Here is a 13611-nt window from a genome sequence, read left to right on the forward strand (position 1 = left end):
CCACATCCTCTTGAAATTGTTCCGTGATAACCCTCTGTTCTAGTCAAGACCCAAAGATATTATACTGAAATTCTGAAATTCAAACGCCTCCGCGGGTTTTTTGCGGAGGCGTTTTCTTTTCTTTGAGGTAAAAATAACGGCGCCAAGCCGTTTCGGCATTTCTTTATCTGCGCCGAAAGCCTCATATCCGCCCCTCTGTTTTTAACGCCGACAGTGCGGTGATATCAAAAATTCACGCAATATGATATTGTAAAACATTCAAGGTAAAAATAAAGTGGTTATCCCTAATGTGAAGCCGCTTACCGCTTATTCTTGTGTTTGATTTTTAAGCGGCTTCACGATATAATCTGAACGGGAAGCTTTCCGAAATCGATGCTCATTTGAACCTGAGAAATCGGAAGTATTATCGCCGCGCGCGCGTAAAGTCCCCCGCGGGGAGCAAGTTGACTTATTTTCAGGGAGAACAAAAAATTGATCAAACGATACATAAAAATGGTGCGGCATTATTGGTGGGCGCTGGGTCTCGGAACCGCCGGACTGGTCGGAGCCGCACTGATGAATCTTGTGGCTCCGGCGCTGGTGCGGAATTTGACGGCGTCTTTGACCGACGGCACTCTGACAAAAAACACATTATTGGTGATGGCGGCGATCCTGTTGGGATCGTATCTGCTGCGGGCGGTTTTCCGGTATCTGGCCATGTATTATACCCATGTGGCGGCATGGAACTTTGTCGGTGAACTGACGGCGATGGTGTACGCCAAACTCCAAAAACTCTCGATGAAATTTTATGCCGATAAACAGACCGGGCAGCTGATGAGCAGAGTTATCAACGACACCCGTCTGTTGGAAGTGCTGATGGCGCATGCCCTGCCCGACCTGGCCTCCAACCTGCTGATGTTAGTTGGTGTCACCGTCATGATCTTCTTCATCCATCCGGTGCTTGCGCTGATCACTTTGCTGCCGGTGCCGCTCGTGCTGTATGTCGGCACGTTCTTTTCAAAAAAAGTGGCTCCGCTTTTTCGCATCAATCAACGGGTGCTCGGCGAGCTGTCCGGTACTTTACAGGATCACCTCGCCGGGATGAAAGAGATCCAGGCCTTTGGAATGGAAGGCGCCGAGGATGCGGCGATGACCGAATTTTCAAAGCAATACAGTGCCGTCAACATCTATGCCAACAAGGCGAATGCGATCTTTCATCCCTCGATCGAGCTGTTGACTTCTCTCGGAACCCTGGCGGTGATCGGGTTCGGAGGAGTTGCCGCCTTGAACGGGAAGCTGACGACCGCCGATATCGTGGGATTTTTTATGTATCTGGGATTGTTTTATCAGCCGCTCACGATGTTGTCCCGCACCGTTGAGGACGTCCAGTCGGCCATGGCGGGGGGCGAGCGTGTTTTGGAGATTTTGGACGCGCCCGAAGACATCACCGATGCGCCCGATGCGGCGCCTTTGACCGACGTCACGGGAGCGCTCACGTTCGAAAACGTCAGTTTTCATTATAACCCCGAGGAACCGGTTTTGGCCGATGTGTCATTTCACGCGGCGCCGGGTCAGATGATTGCGCTCGTCGGCGCCACCGGGGTGGGAAAAACCACCATGGCTTCGCTTGTCGAGCGGTTTTATGATCCGGTGTCGGGGCGCATATTATTGGACGGGATCGATATCAAAACCGCCTCGGTCGGTTCGCTTCGCCAAAACCTTTCGCTCGTGCTCCAGGACGTCTTTTTGTTCAACGGAACGATCGCCGACAATATCGCTTTCGGCTGCCGGGATGCCGCCCGCTCACAGATCAAAGACGCCGCCGTCATCGCCTGCGCCCACGATTTCATCGCCTCCCTGCCGAACGGCTATGACACCTTAATCAGCGAGCGGGGGATGCGGCTGTCGGGAGGGCAGAAACAGCGAATCGCCATCGCAAGGGCGGTATTGCGTCAAACGCCGGTATTGATTTTGGATGAGGCGACCTCCGCGGTGGACACCGAAACCGAATCCGCCATCCAGCAAGCCATCGAAAATCTGGCGGGACGCCGTACCATGCTGGTGATCGCCCACCGGCTCTCCACCATCCGCCGTGCTGACATGATATTGGTTCTCGAGAACGGGCGGATCGCCGAACGGGGCACCCACAGCGAGCTGCTTTCGAAAAACGGGGTTTACGCCCGGCTCTGTGCCGTCCAGGCCAACAATTTCATGGTCTGAACTTATATAGAATCCACAGCCGCATCGATCGGAGGCGTATTTCATTGAGAATGGAAATCGCGTTTATTCACGAAGGGGAAAGGCCTGCCGAAAGCGCTTCGGTCGCAATGATACTCCCCGGTAACCGGTTGATTCAGCCAAAAGAACACCTGATGAAATGCCGAACGCTTTCAAAAGAGATGGGTATTCCGGTGGTGACGGCGCCTTTTGCCTATGAAGGCGGTGCGGCCATGGCCTGGATCGGCAAAGGGCAGGAAATTTTGCAGCAGGCCTGCTTTCCGGACGACGGCTTTCAAAAAGGCGGCGACGTGAACGTATTTGATACCCCCTGGGGACCCGCCGCTCTTTGCTGCGACGCGGATATTTTCCAGCCACAATACGCGCGTCTTGCGGCGTTCAAAGGTTGTAAGTGCCTGATGGCATCGACCGCGAGGATCAGGATCGACTCTGTATGCGAATATATGCCGGAGGACTTGCCGGCCTGCGGTGATCGCGGGCTCTTTTTTGTCGGACCTTGGGCTTCGGCACAGGCGAACGGGATCGCCGTCGCGGCCGCGGGCCGAACCGGCGGGGCTCTGATTCTCCCGTGCGCGTTGACGCCCCGGGGGAGCGGGCTTGGTGAGAGCGGATTTGATCCGGCGGATCTGGCAAGGGCGCATCGGGAGTTTCCGGTTTACGAGAGCATGAATCCAAAGCTCTATGAGCGTTATCGGAAGGAGCTGGAAGCATGATCCATTGGCTTGCCCGACAACTTTCCGAAAGTTTAAGACGGCGGTTATCCGAACCGAAACTGAAAAAGGCCTTTGCGGTTTTACCGGACCGTCCGGCAAAGCCGGACGTGCGTCCTTTTCAACCGAGAAGCGCCGGGGATCAAAGCCCGGTTCGCGTGTGTGCCGTTCAGGCAGAGGTGAAGCTATACAGCAGCCTTGAAAAAATGGCCGCAGACATCGACCGCTTTTTTTCCGACGCGCAAGATCACCAAACGGAGTTGATCTGCTTTCCGGAATTCTTCGGAATGCTGCCCCTTGGCCTGCTTCCGGGCGTGCGATTCGGATTACGGATGCTTAACAAATTCAAAAAGAGAACGCCGGAATCCTCTCAGGAGGCAAAAGCTAAAAGCGTCCGAAAAAATAAAGAAAAGACCGGTCCGCGGCAAATACCGCCCTTACCGGAGCTTTTGCAGCCCTTTGATTTTTTACAGAACCGGTATACCGAACTGATGGCGCGCTTCGCAAAGCGATACGGGATGTACGTCTCCTGCGGCACGCTGCTTGCGCCGGAAAACGGAAAGGTCTATAATCGCCATATTTTCTTGGGGCCTGACGGGTCGGTGCTCGGCATACAGGATAAACTCCATCTGACCGAAACAGAACGGGAACTGGGAATCTCCACGGGAGACGCGTTATCGGTCGTGCCCACTCCCATCGGAAATATCGCCCTCATGGTTTGTATGGATGCGTCATATTTCGAAACCTTTCGGATTGCCAAACATCTCGGCGCGCACTACGCGATCGTTCCGATCGGGGATATGGCGGAGTTTCAGCCGTGGCTGGCACTCCGGGGAACTCAGACAAGAGTGAGCGAAACAGGGCTTGCCGCGATCAAGTCGGCCTTGGTTTCTAAACCGTCTTTTCCGATGGTTTTTACGGGCCGCGCGGGAATTTGGTTTCCGCTCTCGAGCGGAAAGAAAAGTATTGAAGCGCCGCAGCACAACTCATCAACAGCGGTATATGGAGAAATCGATTTGGTTCCGCAGCACAAAAACGACCTTCCCGGATGCCGGACGAATCCCGCATTTGACCGCCGATACGCGGAAGAATTGATCAAAAAGAGCAAAGATTTCACAAAACAATAAATCAAGCCTCCAAAGGCTTGAATTTGTCGCATCCTGACCGGATATACCCACGACTTCGAATACGGAAGGTGAGGTAAAATAATGGCAGACACTGTTTTTGAATTCATAGGTTCTTTAGCCGACGGCGGAGCCGAAACGCTGGTGAAAGATTATGCCAAAATGTTGGATCCGACTTTATTTTGTGTCAAAGCAGTCGTGATTCATGCTGATAAATCCACGGCGAATTATAAAACGATTGCCGCAAATGATACGGAAATAATAGCGGTATATAAAAAATGGAACGTGGCGGTCAGAGCTTTCAATAAAGTTTTCGGGAAGTATTTTGTCAGCAGGAAACTGAAACGATTCATTAAGCAATACCATCCGACATGCATTCACGTCCATTTGGCGCTGTTGAAGTATTTGGTTCCCATCAGCAAAGAACTGAAAGGGATCCGACTGCTTTATACCTGCCATAGTCTGCCGGAACATTTGTTTGAAGGAAAAAACGCCGCGGAAAAAAAGGCCGCGAACTATTTAATCAAGAATCACGCGCTTCGGTTAATTTCGATTAATCCCGAAGCAAAAGATCAGCTCAACGAAATATTTCATATCGACAACACTGTTTTTATCAGAAACGGCATCGATTTTTCTCGTTTTCATAACAACGGGATCAAAAAAGAGGAGGTTCGCAAAGAACTCGGAATCCCCGAAGACGCCTTTGTCATCGGGCATGTCGGAAGATTTTCCCCGTATAAGAATCATGAATTTTTAATCGATATATTCAATGAAACAAAGAAAATCAATGATCAAGCTTTCCTGGTTATGGTGGGAACCGGAGAAACAAAGAAAGATATCATGGCGAAGGTCAGAAGACTGCGCCTGGAACAATCGACGATCGTGCTGTCAGCCCGGCCGGATATCCATCGCATCTTAAAAGCCGTTGATGCGTTTGTGTATCCCGCGAAATTTGAAGGGCTGAGAATCGTGATGATTGAAGCGCAGGTCAGCGGATTGCATTGTGTTTTGTCGGACAGCGTTGCGAAAGAAGCTTTCATCTCCCCGTTGGCAATCCCCATGAGCATTCATGAAAGCCCCGAAAAATGGGCGGAAGCAGTGATTGACATTACAAGAAGAAGCGCGATTGAAGACCGCACTTCGGAATACGATATGAAAAAAGAAATCAGACGGCTTGAAAAGCTGTATATGGGCTTGAACTCCAGCCCCTAAATTGAATCCGGAGATTTCCGAAAACTTCTCTGCGCTCATCTCCTATGCGTCGGCTGATACCCGAGAACGTAATCGGACACGGTCCGAAGACCGCGCCCTGCTTAATGTATAAATTAATTAAATTCCTAATTCTGAATTCTTAATTCTGAATTCTGAATGAAATCTCTACGCCGCGCTGCCCTCCTTTTCAATCCGCTTGTCCCTTCTCTCCCCGGCGCACAATCCCTTTTTAACGGCCGGTTTCCGCCTTTGTTTCCTCATGGGGATCAAAAGGCAGGCGATCCCGCCGCCGACGGCGCCGCCGATCAAAACGGAAAAAACCACGCCCGCGGCGGTGCTTCCGAAATCGCTCGTGACAAGCAGCGCCGTGATGATGAAAAACGTGCAGGCGGCGATAAACCCGACCGCATTCTCCGCTTTCTTCAGGCGTTTTTTCAGACCGGTCATCCCGTATAAAAAGACCCGGTCGAGCATCTCTTCGTTATATCTGTCGTTTGCATATTCTCTCATAAAAAAGAACTCCCCTCCGTGTTGTGCTTTCACTATACACGGAGGGGAGTCCGATAAAACGGACTTTACGAGGGATTTCCGAAATAGGCGCCGGCGCGGGTCCCGATGTCGTAGATATCGACGTAGGTGTCGGGCATCACGGCGTCGAATTCGATTTTGGCGAGGTTTGTATCGACGTTCGGGTCCTCGCCCGGACGCAGCGCGCGCGCGATCACAAGGAAGCGCACGTTTTTGAAATAATAGCAGCAGGAGTGCAGGGTCATAACGGTGTCGCCGTATTCAAGCGAATAGCCCGTGTTGACGACCGTTCTGGCCTCAACTTCGGTCTTGAAATTGTTGAACACCGCGGGGTCGCTGAGATCGGTCACGGCGAAATCGAAGGTAGGGCCGTCTTCCCATTTGACGTTGGCGACGACAAAACCGACGATTTTAAACTCTCTGACGTCGTTGATGCCGTAGAATTTGATGACGGGGGCTTTTTTATAGAGATCGAGCCCGTACATCAGCGCGTTGTATTTTTCGAGCGGGCCGAACATCAGGCCGTTTTTGTTGTTATGTCCGTGGATGAGTATGTTCTGGTTCGGGGCGTTCAGGTCGACCTTGTAATCGACGAACGCGGTGCCCTCTTTGGAATATTTCAAATCGAGGTTTTTGCGGTAATATTTATCGTTGTTGTCGGTCTGCACGATCGGATAACCGAAATCTTTGATGCCGTCGATGGTGATGAAGCCGACAAGCTCCGGGTTGCGCGCATAGAACGGCTTGAGCTGTTCGAGAATTCCCGCCGGGAATTCCACTTCTTTATAGGGGTCTTCGCCGGGATTGGTCACCATGGAGGGATTTTGAAACAAATTCAGATCGGAGGCCACGCGCTTCCGGTCGGCGGATTCCCGGATATAGTTGTTCGCGAGCATCGCGCCGGAAAAAATCAGCGCCGCCATAAAAATCACCAGCAGCCCGTTCATCATCAGTTTCTGCTGTTTTGTCAGGGGTCTTTTCTTCTTTCGATTCTCCATATGTCCTAGCATCTCCTGTTTTCAGCCGATCTGCGTCCAGGTGACCCGGTCGGCAAGTGTTGTCGATATGATGTTGATCCAGGTCCTGCCCTGGTTGAGTGTCAGCTCATTGCCCTTTTCGTCGTAGAGCGTGATCCGGTCTGTCTCCCCGACGCCTTTCTGCCAGTAAATCTTCCGGCCGCCGCACATAGAGAAATAATACCCCTCTCCGGCGTTGATGTCAATGGTAACCATCGTTGCGTCGTTCGGATTCGCGTATTGTTTGGCAAAAAGCACAAGGACGTTGGTCACGCCGACCTGTTCGCCGTTGTTGAGATCGGTCTGCGCGGCGCCTGCGAGGGACCGCATGTAAAGGCCTGTCGTTTCGTCGAAATGATATTCGGCGTTCAATCCGACCGGCAGATAAACCGCTCTTGCCCGGAATGCCGGCGGAATGACCAGTTCGCCGCCGGCGGCGAATTTAAAACAGGTCTGCGGGTAATCGTCCCCGAGCGCGGTGCGCATTTTTGACGAGGAGATCACTTTGGTGAGCATTTCGCCGTTTGTCATCACCGTGTGCTCGGCGGCGCGGGTCTTTTTGAGTTCTTCGTCGCGGTAGGTCAGCTCTTTATCGGAATAATAGGCCGCGTCGAGGGTCTTGTATCCCCGCGCTTTCGCAGCGTCTTTCGTCTCCTGGTTCGCGCCCATGTAAACCATGATCGAGTCAAACGATTGGGCCAGATCGAGAAAATGCAGCCGGGCTTCGCGGATCGAGCCGATCACGGGCGCGGAGCGCCAGTCGGAATAAAACGCGAGCAGGCGGGTGATTCCGCCCTCGGCTTCGGCTTCGATCACGAGATCCGCGGCCGTAATGCCGTTTTGCGGCAGCGCTTTGACGTAGTTGTTGATAAGCACCGAGACGGGCCTTGTGCGCGCCATATAAGACGGAAGGTTGCTCTGTCCGGTCAGCGGATTGAGCGTTCCGGTAGACACATACTCGGCTCCGGCGCTTTTCGGCGTTTCGGACACTGCGGGAGGCGCCGAGGCCTCTTCGGAGGAAAGCCCCGCCCACGGGTCCGAAAACTCAGGGCCGCTGTATTCCTGCACCGTTCCGCAGCCGGCCGCCAAAAACAAAGAAAAAATCAAAAGGGCGGCGAGCGTTCTTCTCATCGGGGGCACCTCCTTCTCACAAAGACGTTTTTCAAGTCCGGTTTGTTACAAGTCTTTTTTGCCGTCGGAAAATCACGCTGCATATTACCACTAAAACGCGTTTGTGTCAAGACGATTTTCGCGCGGGAAATGCGTCCGCGAATTTCCTGCGGGAATGGATCGCGCCGGTCGGGCAGACGCCGACGCAGGCGCCGCAGCCCGTGCATTTTGCCGGGTCGATGACCGCGAGATTGTTGTCGAGTACGATGGCGCCGCTCGGGCAGGTGTTCACGCATTTGCCGCAGCCGAGGCAGCCCGCTTCACAGGTCCTGTGGGTCGTCGCGCCCTTGTCATGGCTGGAACACAGCACGATGTGCGTCGCATCGGTCCGGACCAATTTGATCAGGCCTTTCGGACAGGCCTTTGCGCAGGTGGAACACCCCGTGCATTTGCTCTGGTCGACTTTCGCCAGTCCGTGTTCGATCTTCATCGCGCCGTAGACGCAGACCGCGGCGCAGTCGCCGAGGCCCATGCAGCCGTAGGTACAGGCGCTGATTCCGCCGTAAAAGGTCGAGGCGGCGGCACAGGTCCTGATCCCGCGGTAATTCATTTTGATTTCCACTTTGTCCTTGGAGCCGCCGCAGCAGACGACGGCGGTCTTCGGCACGATCCGGATGACGCCGAGTCCGGTGATCTTGCCGATCTTTTCGGCGGTCGCCGTTCCGCCGGGCACGCACAGGTAAGCCGGCGCGTTCCCGCCCGCGACCGCGGCCGCGTATTCCGAACAGCCGGCAAATCCGCAGCCGCCGCAATTCGCGCCCGGAAGCGCGTCGCGGATCTTGGCTTCCCGTTCATCGACCGGAACGGTCATAAACACCGAGCAGGCCACGAGCAGCACGCCGCCGAACAGCGCGATGGCGGAGACGATGATAATCGGAAGAATGATGTCACTCATAAGATTATTTACCTCCGAAAAGCCCGTCGGCAAGACCGGCGAAACCGAGCAGACATAACGCCGTGATCGACGCCGCGATCAGTAATATCGGAAGTCCCCGCAGGGATTTCGGCACGTCTCCGGCTTCCACTCTCGAGCGGACTCCGGTGAACAGCACCATCGCCACGAGATAGCCGATCCCGCAGCCGAAGGAGTTGACCATCGCCTCGGCGAAGGTGTAGCCCTGGTCGATGTTCAGAATCGTCACGCCCATGATGGCGCAGTTTGTCGTGATCAGCGGCAGATAAATGCCCATCGCCTTGTACAGCGGCGGAATGTATTTTTTCAGGACCATCTCGACCAGCTGAACCAAAATCGCGATGACCAGGATGAAGATGATGGTCTGCATATAGCCGAGGCCGTTGGGGTCGAGCAGAAAGATTTGAATCGGCCAGGTGACCGCCGTCGAGAGCACCATGACGAAGGTGACCGCCGCGCTCATACCCACGGAAGTATTGAGTTTCTGAGAGACCCCGAGGAAAGAACAAATGCCGAGAAACTTCGAAAGCACGAAATTGTTGGTCAGAATCGCGGCGATGACAATGGCGAGAATTTTCGTCATTTCACTTTCACCCCCTCCGGTTCTTTGGCCGGAATCGCGTCCGCGCAGGCGTCTTTTTCGGCTTTGCCGCAGAATTCGCGCGCGCCGCAGGCCTCGCATCCGGCATTGGTCACCGGTTTGCCGGTGATTTTATTGACCAAAGCGATTAAAATGCCGTATACAAAGAAGCCGCCCGGCGGCAGTATCATAATGAGCATCGGCTCGATATGGCCCTGCGTGACGGCCATTCCGAAAATCGTGCCGTTCCCGATCAGTTCGCGGATGCTGCCCATCACGAGCAGCGCCGCCGTGAAGCCGATCCCCATTCCGATGCCGTCGAGCACCGAGGCGAGCACGGTGTTTTTGTTCGCGAACATCTCGGCGCGCGCCAGGATGATGCAGTTGACCGTGATTAACGGCAGATAGATGCCCATCTGCGCGTCGAGTTCGGGCGTATAGGCCTTGACGAGCATCTGGACGACCGTCACGAAACCGGCGATCACCGTGATGTAAGCGGGGATCCGGATTTTATCGGGGATAATTTTTCGCAGCAGCGAAATGACGAGATTCGAGCCGACCAGCACAAAAGTCGCCGCAAGCCCCATTCCGAGGGCGTTGCTCGCCATCGTGGTCAGCGCGAGGGTCGGGCAGGTGCCGAGAATCAACCTGAAAACCGGGTTTTCTTTTAATATTCCGTTGGTCAGCGTCTTCCACATCACTGCTTACCTCCGTTAAAGTGCGCAAGCACCGTATTGACCGCATCGGTGATCGCCTTTGAGGTGATCGTCGCGCCCGAAATGGCGCTGATCTGGTCATCGGATTTTGCCGTACCCCTGACAACCGAGAACTGCTTGACGTTTTTATCGGTGAATTGACCGTAAAACGCGGGGTCTTCGGCCTTTTGACCCCTGCCCGGAGTCTCGGAAGAAGCCAAAATCGAGACGCCGGCTACGACGCCGTCCGCTTTAATGCCGACCAGCAGTGTGATCGGACCGGCGTAACCCTCACTATCGATCAAATAAGCCCTTCCGAGGGCGACACCGTTGATATCCGTACAATCATAATAAGTGAATTTATTGCTGACAGTTCCGGTGTTTTTGGTTGTTCCGGGCAATAATAATTTGATGTTTTCAAGGATTTTCGTGTCTACAGCTGTATTCGATTCGGTGACCGGGACCGCAGACGAAACTTCGGATGAGACCTCAGACGCGGCCGCAGAGGTAACCGCTTGCCCACTGCCGTTAAAATGTTCTAACACGGTATTGACGGCGTCGGTGATCGCCTTTGAGGTGATCGTCGCGCCCGAAATGGCGTTGATCTGGTCGTCGGCCTTCGCGTCGCTTTTTACAACCGTGAACGAATCTGCTTTTTTATCGGCAAACTGTCCGTAAAAATCGGGGCTTTCGGCTTTTTTGCCCATCCCCGGGGTCTCGGAGGAGGAGACGATCGAAATTCCAGCGACGGTGCCGTCCGGTTTGACGCCGACCATCAGCGAGATCGGGCCGCCGTAACCTTTGGCGTCGATCAGATAAACTCTGCCGAGCGACTTTCCGTCCGAACCGGAACAATCGTAATAGGTGAACGCGTCGCACTCGGTCTCGGTGTTTTCGGTCGTGCCGGGCAGAAGCAGGGCGATGTTCTCGGTGACTTTCGCGGCATCTTCGGCAGCGATTTTTTCGGCGGTGAAATAATTGGTGACCGAGACCGCCGCGGCGACCGTGAAGCACAAAATCAACAGCACCAAAATCGGTTTCAGATAGTGTTTGTTCATGGTTTCGCCGCCTCCTTCGGGGGGCCTTTCAGACGCCTTTTGCGGTCAGTGCCGAACGGGCGCGGATAGGTCGCCATCTCGATCAACGGCGTCAATACGTTCATAATCAAAATCGAATAGGAGACGCCCTCGGGCAGATTCGACCACAGCCTTATCACGACCGTGAAAAAGCCGCAGCCGATGCCGAAAATCACTTTCGCCAAGAGATTCGTCGGGCTGGTGGCATAGTCGGTGGCCATAAAGACCGCGCCCAGAATCAGGCCTCCGGAGAGCATCTGCATCACCGGGTCCGCGCCGAATATCCGGGTGAGCAGCCCGACCGTACCGATAAAACAGAGCGGGATGACCGGCGTAATGACTTTTCGGATAAACAGATAAAGACCGCCCGCCAAAAGCAGCAGACGGCTGACTTCCCCGATGCAGCCGATCGTGTCCACATTGCCGACCAAAGCGCCTAAAATCGTCGTGCCGTCCGGGACAAGCACGGTGCCGGTCTTCATCATCGCAAGCGGCGTCGCCGAGGAGACGCCGTCATAGGCCGTCCGCCAGGCGGTCATCGCCGTCGGAAAAGAGACGAGCAAAACGATGCGCGCGGTGATCGCGGGATTCGCGAAATTCTGCCCGATACCGCCGAAGCACTGTTTGACGATGACGATGGCGGTGAAAGCGCCGATCACGGCCATCCAGACCGGGAATTTCGGCGGGAGGTTATAAGCGAGCAAAAGCCCGGTCACGACCGCTGAGAGGTCGCCGACCGAGTTTTCGCGTTTGGTGAGTTTCCTGAAAAGATATTCAAACACAACAGCCGCAGCCACCGTCGACACGATCAGCACGGCGCTGTACCACCCGAACATCACGCACCCCGCGATTCCCGCGGGCAGCAGCGCGATGATCACGTCGAGCATAATGCGCCGCGTGGACGAAGCGGTGGTCATGTGCGGCGAGGAGGTGACGATAAACCGTTTTTCCATCATCTTTTCCCTCCCTGCTTTTTGGCGTAGACCTTGCCGAGCCGCATCATCTGGGTCAGCTGCCGCCTGGCCGGGCAGATATAAGAGCAGCACCCGCACTCGACGCAGTCCATCACGCCTTTTTTCTCCAAATCCGCGGCGTCGCCGCGCAGGTAGGCCTTATATAATTCATACGGCGCGAGGTTCATCGGGCAGGTATTCGCGCAGCGGCCGCAGCGGATGCAGGGTTGCTCGGGTTCCTTTTCCCCGCCCGCTCCGGCAAAAATCAGAATCGCGTTGTTTTGTTTGAGCACCGGTTGTTCGTCGGTGTAGACGCAGATGCCCATCATCGGGCCGCCCATGATGATGCGGTTGGCGTCCGGCGCGTAGCCGCCGCAGAACTCCACGATGTCTTTGATCCGGGTTCCGATGGTCACGCGCAGGTTGCCGGGGTTTTTGACGCCGTTGCCGTCAATGGTCATCCGGCGGGCGACGAGCGGCATCCCGTCTTTGAGATATCGGCTGATAAACGCCGTGGAGGTGATGTTCATCACAACGCAGCCGACGTCGGACGGCAGTTTTCCCGCAGGGACTCTGCGTCCGGTGGTGCTGTAAATCAACATTTTTTCCGCGCCCTGGGGATATCGGGTCGGGATGGACTGCACGCGGATCCGATGTCCTTCGGTCGTGCAGGTCTTTGCGACTTTGGTCAGCTCCGCGATGGCGATGGGCTTGTCGTTTTCGATGGCGATCACGATCTCTTTGGCGTTGAAGTGTTCGGCCGTGACCATAATGCCGTTCATGATGTCCCAGGTGTTTTCGCGGCTCTCGCGGTTGTCGGAGGTTATGTAGGGCTCGCATTCGGCGCCGTTGATGATGAGCGTGTCAATGCAGTTTTGTTTGTAAAGCGCGAATTTGACGTGCGCCGGGAAACCCGCGCCGCCGAGGCCCACAAGGCCGGACGCGCGCACCGCGGTCACCAAATCCTCTTTGCCGTGGACGTGGGGAGGGGTGACGCCGCCGAAAACGCGGTGTTGGCCGTCGTTTTCGATTTCGACGGCGGCCGTTTTCGTGCCGCCCGGGAGGATGATCTCGCTGATTGCGAGGACTTTTCCGCTCACGCCCGAATGAATCGGCGCGCAGATCTGTGCGGTGCTGTCGCCGATGATCTGACCGATTTCCACGCGGTCGCCTTTTGCGACCGTGGGAATACAGGGCGCCCCGATATGCTGGAGCATGGAGACAACCACCCTCTCCGGCGCGGGCATTTCGACCGTCGCGCACTCCACGGTGTTCTTGCAGTGCGGCGGATGAACGCCTCTTTCCATGCCGAAAAGAGCGGAGATTCGTCCGTTTAGTCCCATCGACTCATCCCTTCCTTGGTTCTGCCGTAATTTTAACATAAATGAATTTTGGTGTCAACGGGAAATGGTGTCAA

13 protein-coding genes are annotated in these 13611 nt (G+C 54.8%); 4 read left to right on the plus strand and 9 right to left on the minus strand.

Translation table 11 applies throughout. From position 1 onward, the window contains the following. Positions 1–471: 471 nt before the first annotated feature. From PKH29_05965 to PKH29_05980, 4 genes are all read left to right on the plus strand, one after another. Positions 472–2199, plus strand: coding sequence for an ABC transporter ATP-binding protein (locus PKH29_05965; GenBank protein ID HNX14383.1), 1728 nt, complete (start codon positions 472–474; stop codon positions 2197–2199). Positions 2200–2243: 44 nt separating this feature from the next. After that, positions 2244–2930 (plus strand): hypothetical protein, encoded by a 687-nt coding sequence (locus tag PKH29_05970; GenBank protein HNX14384.1) that lies wholly within the window; start codon positions 2244–2246, stop codon positions 2928–2930. Beyond that, entirely contained in the window at positions 2927–4054 is a 1128-nt protein-coding gene (locus PKH29_05975; GenBank protein ID HNX14385.1) for a nitrilase-related carbon-nitrogen hydrolase, read from the plus strand. The genes PKH29_05970 and PKH29_05975 overlap by 4 nt, the downstream gene beginning before the upstream one ends. Before the next feature lie 81 nt (positions 4055–4135). Further along, positions 4136–5263 carry a glycosyltransferase gene (locus PKH29_05980; protein ID HNX14386.1) on the plus strand — a complete coding sequence of 376 codons (1128 nt, stop codon included), beginning with the start codon at positions 4136–4138 and terminating at the stop codon, positions 5261–5263. A 165-nt stretch (positions 5264–5428) separates the two neighbouring features. Here PKH29_05980 and PKH29_05985 read toward each other — a convergent pair whose 3' ends face one another. The 9 genes from PKH29_05985 to rsxC all read right to left on the minus strand — a co-directional run bounded on the left by PKH29_05985 (position 5429) and on the right by rsxC (position 13537). Beyond that, positions 5429–5773 carry a hypothetical protein gene (locus PKH29_05985; GenBank protein ID HNX14387.1) on the minus strand — a complete coding sequence of 115 codons (345 nt, stop codon included), beginning with the start codon at positions 5771–5773 and terminating at the stop codon, positions 5429–5431. A gap of 65 nt (positions 5774–5838) precedes the next feature. Further along, positions 5839–6789 (minus strand): class B sortase, encoded by a 951-nt coding sequence (locus tag PKH29_05990; protein ID HNX14388.1) that lies wholly within the window; start codon positions 6787–6789, stop codon positions 5839–5841. A 21-nt stretch (positions 6790–6810) separates the two neighbouring features. Then, the gene (locus PKH29_05995) at positions 6811–7938 is read right to left on the minus strand and encodes a DUF3048 domain-containing protein (GenBank protein ID HNX14389.1); all 1128 of its coding nucleotides are present in this window, start codon (positions 7936–7938) and stop codon (positions 6811–6813) included. Positions 7939–8044: 106 nt separating this feature from the next. Next, positions 8045–8872: an RnfABCDGE type electron transport complex subunit B gene (locus PKH29_06000; GenBank protein HNX14390.1), complete on the minus strand. Its 828-nt coding sequence runs from the start codon at positions 8870–8872 to the stop codon at positions 8045–8047. Between the two features lie 4 nt (positions 8873–8876). Further along, complete coding sequence (locus tag PKH29_06005) at positions 8877–9473, minus strand: RnfABCDGE type electron transport complex subunit A (GenBank protein ID HNX14391.1); 597 nt, start codon at positions 9471–9473, stop codon at positions 8877–8879. Then, positions 9470–10168 (minus strand): electron transport complex subunit E, encoded by a 699-nt coding sequence (locus tag PKH29_06010; protein ID HNX14392.1) that lies wholly within the window; start codon positions 10166–10168, stop codon positions 9470–9472. Before PKH29_06010 ends, PKH29_06005 begins: the two co-directional genes overlap by 4 nt. Further along, a complete protein-coding gene (locus PKH29_06015) occupies positions 10168–11223 on the minus strand; it encodes an FMN-binding protein (protein ID HNX14393.1) in 1056 nt (351 codons plus the stop codon). Before PKH29_06015 ends, PKH29_06010 begins: the two co-directional genes overlap by 1 nt. Continuing rightward, the gene (locus PKH29_06020) at positions 11220–12197 is read right to left on the minus strand and encodes an RnfABCDGE type electron transport complex subunit D (GenBank protein ID HNX14394.1); all 978 of its coding nucleotides are present in this window, start codon (positions 12195–12197) and stop codon (positions 11220–11222) included. The genes PKH29_06015 and PKH29_06020 overlap by 4 nt, the downstream gene beginning before the upstream one ends. Further along, positions 12194–13537, minus strand: coding sequence for an electron transport complex subunit RsxC (rsxC, locus tag PKH29_06025; GenBank protein HNX14395.1), 1344 nt, complete (start codon positions 13535–13537; stop codon positions 12194–12196). Before rsxC ends, PKH29_06020 begins: the two co-directional genes overlap by 4 nt. Positions 13538–13611: the final 74 nt, after the last annotated feature.

It is taken from the genome of Oscillospiraceae bacterium (genome assembly GCA_035353335.1).
In the GTDB taxonomy this organism is placed as follows: domain Bacteria; phylum Bacillota; class Clostridia; order Oscillospirales; family JAKOTC01; genus DAOPZJ01.